This window comes from Mesorhizobium sp. M7A.F.Ca.US.014.04.1.1 (genome assembly GCF_003998745.1).
Lineage (GTDB): Bacteria > Pseudomonadota > Alphaproteobacteria > Rhizobiales > Rhizobiaceae > Mesorhizobium > Mesorhizobium ciceri.
Map to the genome: position 1 here is coordinate 1 of NZ_RZRW01000362.1, position 6,038 is coordinate 6,038.

A 6,038-nucleotide genomic window follows, 5' to 3' on the forward strand; every position below is an offset into this window, starting at 1 on the left:
CGCCAGTTCCTGGCCTGCAGTCGAGATGAGCCGATGCGCTCGTCCCACAGCTGGGCGGCTTTTTGATACGGCGTGACCGGTTCGGGGGTTTTGCCGTAACGGTGCACGGGTCGCTTGAAGAGCATCTAGTCATCCTTGTCGTTGAGAGAGGGGGTGGCGCTGCCTCCCGGCCGGTCTCCGTCTCGGACAGCTTGCATGGCAGCGTGGCGATTTGCACGGGCGGTCTGTTCAGAACGTAGGCGCCTTGCCCACGTCGGCGCCGAAACAGTGGCCGAACCGGCAGAGCGTTCGGTCATTGGCGCTGTCGGCGTGCCGCCGGTCGCGGTCCACGCGGCATCGCGCCCGGCATCGGCGTTGCGCCCAACACTTGCAGTGGCGGATCGCGCTATGCGTATAGCGGCGCCGCCAGCTGCACTGGTTACACCATGCATTCCAGCAGCCACACCGGAGAGGCCAGCGTCGGGCGAGGTTGCGCGCCCGATCTGCCATGACGTGGAAGCAGCCGATCCCATTGTTGTGCCGGCTCGGATGGCGGCGACACCGCCGCTGGTTGCCATACGCGCGCCAGCAAATGCTGTGCCTCCAGCAACGAGTGATACACCCGCTGCCGCCGCGGTCGTGCCGAGGGCGGCGCCCGCCCCAAGCTGCGGTGCGCCTGAGACAAGACCCGACGCGATCCCCGGCCCAAAAATGCCAAGGCCAAGCAATGCCAGTGCGCCCAGTACCTGGGACATGGCACCGGCAAGATCCGGCTCCTTGCCTTGCAATGCGGAAGCGAACTCCCCGAAGAGCGTGGAGCCGATACCGACAATGACGGCGAGCACCATCACCTTGATGCCTGACGAGATAACATGGCCGAGCACGCGTTCGGCCAGGAACGCTGAACGGTTCCAAAGTGCGAATGGAACCAAAACAAAACCTGCCAGCGTGGTGAGCTTGAACTCAAGGATGGTGATGAAAAGCTGGATGGAAAGGATGAAGAAGGCGATGATGACCAGGAACCAGGCCATCAGCAGCACGAAGATGGTCAGTGCGTTGCCGAAGATTTCCGGGAAGCCCAGGAGCTGACTGGCTTGGTCAAGCATTGGCCAAGCACCTTCGAAACCGGTCGCGGCAATGCGGCCCGGGCGCAAGAGATTGTCTGCCGACAGATTGCCGGCCGACGCCTTAATCCCGAGACCGGCAAAAGAACGATAAACGATATCGGCGAGGTTCTTGAAATTGTTCAGAATGAAGGCGAAGACGCCAACATAGAGCACCTTGCGGACAAGCCGGCCGAGAACGCTGGTTTCGTCGCCGAGCGCCCACGCCAGGCCGGCAAGTGTGATGTCAATGCCGATCAGAATGGTAGTGAGGAAGGCGAGGTCGCCCGATAGCAGACCGAACCCGCTGTCGATGTAGCGGATGAAGGTCTCCATGAAGCGATCGATGACGCCAAGGTCGTTCATGCCGCTGCCTTTCTCGTCGTGATGAACTCGTGATTAATTGCCGGGATAAGCCGAGCCGGTACCCAAGAATCGCTTCGTCATCTCGCGGGCGGCTTCGTCTGACTGGGCCTTGCGGGCGGCATCCTCGGCCTCAGCTCGAAACTGCGTTGCGAGCAGCGTCTGGATCTGCATCTGCTGTTTTGTCGAAAGCGCCATCAGCTGGTTGGTGGCCTGGCTTGCCTGAAGCGCACCGGCCGCCCCTTGGCTGCGGTTGACGAGATCGGCGAGCAGATCGCCGTCGGCGCGGACGTTCTCGACGATTTGCGACTGGACACCCATGGTCTGGCGGAACGCCTGCATGGCGGTTTGCCAACGCTCCCGCGCAGCACTCGCCACATCGCTGACTTTGATCGTGGCGTCGTAGCTTTCCGGATATTGGCTGCGCCACTGGTCTTGAAGCTTGCCCAGATCAAAGCTGAGGCCACTCGCCTGGTCCATCAAGCCGTCGATGCGATGGAGCGAACCGGTGAGTTGGCCAACGGAAGAGAAATCCAGACGCTGAAGATTGCGCGCCATGTTCTGCAGCATGGTCGCCTGATTCTGCAGCGACTGGATCTGGTTGTTGATCTGCTCCAATGCGCGCGCGGCCGTCAGCACGTTCTGCGCATAATTGGACGGATCGAACACGATAAGGGCGTAGGCGGGCTGCACATAGTCGGCCATAGGCTTGGCGATCAGGGAAACGGTGATCAGGCCGGAGAGAAGGCGTCGCCGCATCATGAGAATTGCTCCTTGTCTGGTTGAGGGAATTGCTTGAGAAGTTCGCCGGCCCAATCGAGGCCGCGCGCGATCAGGAACTGCGAGGCAAAGCTGCCTTGCCCGTCTTCGGACATGATCCTGTCGATCAGAGTCTGCGTGGCCGGATCGGAAGCACCGCAAAGCGCAAGAGCGATGGGGCCAAGCTCGAGCTCGAACAGACGGTTGCCGCGGCGCGATTGCAGATAATACTGACGCTTCGGCGTGGCGCGGGCGATCAATTCGATCTGCCGCTCGCTTAAACCGAAGCGCTCGTAGGCTGTGCGCGCCTGGGGTTCCACGGCACGATCATTGGGAAGGAAAATGCGCTGCGGGCAGCTTTCGATGATTGCCGGCGCTATGCCAGAGCCCGCGATATCAGCCAGCGACTGCGTAGCGAAGACAACCGACACGTTCTTCTTTCGCAGCACCTTCAGCCATTCGCGGATGCGGGCGGCGAACAGCGGATTGTCGAGATAGACCCACGCCTCGTCGAGCATGATCAGCGTGGGCCGTCCGTCGAACCGTTCCTCAAGTCGCTGGAACAGATAGGTAAGCACCGGCAGCAAAGCGCTTTGGCTGTGCATTAACTCCTCGGTCTCGAAACACTGCACATCCGACAAGGCCAGCCCATCATGATCGGCATCGAGCAGGCGGCCGAAGGGACCGTCGAGCGTGTAGGGCATCAATGCGGTCTTCAGCGCATTGGATTGAAGCAGGACCGAAAGACCGGTCAGTGTGCGTTCCTGCGCCGGCGCGGTGGCAAGGCTGGCCAGCGCTGACCAAATAGCCTCCTTCACCTCCGGCGTGACGGTGACGTTCTCGTGGGCAACAAGGCTGGCGATCCATTCGGCCGCCCAGCTTCGGCTAGCCTGGTCGTTGATGCTGCGCAGTGGCTGAAAGGCAAGGGAACCGTCCGCTCCTAGCGCGTGGTGTTCTCCACCCATGGCAAGTGTTGCAGCACGGGCCGAATTGCCTTTGTCGAAGACATAAACCTGGGCGCCGGCGTAGCGCCTGAACTGCAGAGCAATCAGAGCAAGCAGAACCGACTTGCCGGCGCCGGTCGGACCAACAACCAGCATGTGGCCGACATCTTCGACGTGGGTGGAAAGCCGAAACGGTGTCGACCCACTGGTCTCGGCAACGAAAAGCGGTGGCGCTTCGGTTTGGGTGACTTTCGCGAGATGCTCGTTTGTCGCAGGACCGGCCCAAACCGACGACAGCGGCATGAGATGGGCAAGGTTCAATGTATGAACGAGCGGTTGGCGAACGTTAGCGTAGACATGGCCAGGCAATGAGCCGAGCCAAGCCTCGACCGCATTGACGCCTTCTCGGATCGTGGTGAAGCCGAGCCCATTGATGATGCGCTCGACCGCGCGAAGCTTCTCTGCAGCGGCTTGGCGATCCTCGCCCCACACCGTCACGGTGGTGGTGAGATAGCCGAAACTCACATGATCACCGCCCAATGCCTGAAGGGCTTCGTCGGCATCGAGCGCCTTGTTGTCGGCATCGCTATCGACAAGCGGGACCGGCTCGTTGGTAATGACCTCGCGTAGGATTGCCACGATCGATTTGCGCTTGGCAAACCACTGCCGGCGCAATCGCGTCAGCGTCTTCGTGGCTTCCGTTTTCTCGAGCGGAATGAAGCGCGTCATCCAGCGATAGGCGAAATCCTGATGATTGAGGGTATCGAGGATTCCGGGCCGGGTGAGGTTCGGAAAGCCGAGGATGGTCAGTGTGCGAAGATGCTGCTCACCCAGCATCGGCTCCAGGCCACCGGTAAGCGGCGCATCGACCAGGATTGCATCCAGATATATCGGCGTTTCCGGGGCCATGATAGGATGGCGACGAGGCGAAATCGTGCCGTGGAGGTAGGTCAACGTCTGAGCATCATCGAGGACGCGTACTTCGGACATGAAACCCGAGAAGAGATCGAGCACGCGGTTGGTCTCGTCACGGAACCTCGCCAGATCCTGGCGCCAGTCTCTTTCTCCTCGGGAATAATGAGAGTCGACGAGCGTGCTTTCTGCGCGCGCCTGGGCGTCCGGCGGTGGCATAAACACCAAGGTCAGATGATAGCGGCTCTCGTAGTGCGCTACCTTCCCCTCGAAAGCAGCGCGGCGTTCTTCGTCGACCAGCCACGACGCGGCGTCAGGAAAATGCGAGTTCGGATAGCCCAGCGCTTCTGTGCGCTCGGCCTCAAAGAACAATGCCCAGCCAGAGCCAAGGCGTCTGAGAGCATTGTTCGCCCGGGCGCAAATGCCGACGAGTTCAGCCTCCGTCGCACTTTCGAGATCCGGGCCGCGGAACCGCAACGTCCGCTGAAAGCTGCCGTCCTTGTTGAGCACGATGCCGGGCGCCACCAAGGCAGCCCAGGGTAGATGGTCGGCAAGCCGGTCGGCTTTGCTTCGATATTCCGAAAGGTTCAGCATGCAAGCCACCCCTTCAGACGTAGGTGGCGCACAAGCACGCTGGCGAAGTCCGGATCGCGTCTTGCGGCAAACACCGCTAACGAGTGGCCTGCGATCCAAAGCACCAGACCAGCAATCCATTGCTGCAAGCCGAAGCCAATGGCCGCGGCCACTGTACCGTTGAGGATCGCCACCGCGCGCGGAGCCCCGCCGAGCAGGATCGGCTCGGTCAGCGCCCGGTGGACCGGTACTGCGAAGCCCTCGATATGCTGCTCCCCGGCGGCCATCAGACGAGCGCCCCACCACCGAAGGAGAAGAAGGAGAGGAAGAAGCTCGATGCCGCGAAGGCGATCGACAGACCGAAGACGATCTGAATCAGGCGCCGAAAACCACCGGCGGTGTCGCCGAAGGCAAGCGTCAGGCCGGTGGTGATAATGATGATCACCGCAACGATCTTGGCGACCGGTCCCTGCACGGACTCCAGGATCTGCTGCAGCGGCTGCTCCCACGGCATGCCGGAGCCGGCGGCATAAACCGGGGCCGTGATAAGAAACGCGAGCGCTGTGGACGAAAGAAAGCGAAGCTTCTTGCGCATGAGGAAGGCCTTTCAAAGCTGCTGGAGTTGCGAAAGCGTGAGCGGGGCAACGGCGTAATCGCCGCTGCCGTCGAGACCGGTGACCTCGGCGATTGCGTCGATGTGGCGCGACGAGCCGCGTCCCGCTATGAAGACGATCAGATCTATCGCCTCAGCGATGAGCCGGCGGGGAACGGTGACCACCGCTTCCTGGGCGAGTTGCTCAATGCGATAGAGAGCCGAGCGCGCGGAATTGGCGTGTACGGTAGCGATGCCGCCTGGGTGCCCGGTGTTCCATGCCTTCAGCATGTCGAGCGCTTCCGCGCCCCTCACCTCGCCCACGATGATGCGGTCCGGCCTGAGCCTCAGCGTCGAGCGCACGAGATCGGCAAGGGTGACCGAGCCCCGCCTTGTTCTCAGGGCAACGCAGTCCCTGGCCGCGCACTGCAGTTCGCGTGTGTCCTCGATCAGGATCACCCGATCGTCGCATTCGGCGACTTCAGCCAGCAGAGCGTTGGCGAGTGTTGTCTTCCCCGAGGAAGTGCCGCCGGCGATCAGCATGTTGCGCCGCTCGCGGACGGCCTTTTTCAGCGCATCGGCCTGCAGCGGCAGCATGATGCGTTCGGCAACATAGTCGGCCAGGGTGTAGACTTTCGCGGCGGGCTTGCGGATGGCAAAACATGGCGCCAACACCACAGGTGGCAGCAGGCCTTCGAAGCGTTCGCCAGACGGCAATTCGGCACTGACGATCGGGTTGTCGGCGTGCGCCTCGGCGCGCACGTGCGAAGCAACCAGGCGGATGATACGTTCTGCCTTGGACGGGTGCATGTG

The 6,038-nt window shown here is 61.7% G+C and carries 6 protein-coding genes and 1 pseudogene; all 7 read right to left on the reverse strand.

The window, feature by feature from the left end:
* A pseudogene (locus EOA22_RS38990) lies at positions 1-125 on the reverse strand (conjugal transfer protein TrbF); the annotation flags it as partial.
* Positions 126-1,448, reverse strand: a complete 1,323-nt coding sequence (gene trbL, locus EOA22_RS21970; RefSeq protein ID WP_063169231.1) for a P-type conjugative transfer protein TrbL — start codon at positions 1,446-1,448, stop codon at positions 126-128.
* 33 nt (positions 1,449-1,481) lie between these two features.
* The gene (gene trbJ, locus EOA22_RS21975; protein WP_024502854.1) at positions 1,482-2,207 is read right to left on the reverse strand and encodes a P-type conjugative transfer protein TrbJ; all 726 of its coding nucleotides are present in this window, start codon (positions 2,205-2,207) and stop codon (positions 1,482-1,484) included.
* A complete protein-coding gene (gene trbE, locus EOA22_RS21980; RefSeq protein WP_063169232.1) occupies positions 2,204-4,654 on the reverse strand; it encodes a conjugal transfer protein TrbE in 2,451 nt (816 codons plus the stop codon). Before trbE ends, trbJ begins: the two co-directional genes overlap by 4 nt.
* Positions 4,648-4,920, reverse strand: a complete 273-nt coding sequence (locus tag EOA22_RS21985) for a VirB3 family type IV secretion system protein (protein WP_024502852.1) — start codon at positions 4,918-4,920, stop codon at positions 4,648-4,650. The genes trbE and EOA22_RS21985 overlap by 7 nt, the downstream gene beginning before the upstream one ends.
* The gene (locus tag EOA22_RS21990) at positions 4,920-5,228 is read right to left on the reverse strand and encodes a TrbC/VirB2 family protein (protein WP_024502851.1); all 309 of its coding nucleotides are present in this window, start codon (positions 5,226-5,228) and stop codon (positions 4,920-4,922) included. The genes EOA22_RS21985 and EOA22_RS21990 overlap by 1 nt, the downstream gene beginning before the upstream one ends.
* 12 nt (positions 5,229-5,240) lie before the next feature.
* Positions 5,241-6,038, reverse strand: a 798-nt coding sequence (trbB, locus tag EOA22_RS21995; RefSeq protein WP_127390215.1) for a P-type conjugative transfer ATPase TrbB, incomplete at its 5' end; no start/stop codon positions are given.

Coding starts and splice junctions, on each gene's coding strand:
- EOA22_RS21990 (WP_024502851.1), bottom strand. CDS start 5,228: ATGCGCAAGAAGCTTCGCTTTCTTTCGTCCACAGCGCTCGCGTTTCTT.
- EOA22_RS21985 (WP_024502852.1), bottom strand. CDS start 4,920: ATGGCCGCCGGGGAGCAGCATATCGAGGGCTTCGCAGTACCGGTCCAC.
- trbE (WP_063169232.1), bottom strand. CDS start 4,654: ATGCTGAACCTTTCGGAATATCGAAGCAAAGCCGACCGGCTTGCCGAC.
- trbJ (WP_024502854.1), bottom strand. CDS start 2,207: ATGATGCGGCGACGCCTTCTCTCCGGCCTGATCACCGTTTCCCTGATC.
- trbL (WP_063169231.1), bottom strand. CDS start 1,448: ATGAACGACCTTGGCGTCATCGATCGCTTCATGGAGACCTTCATCCGC.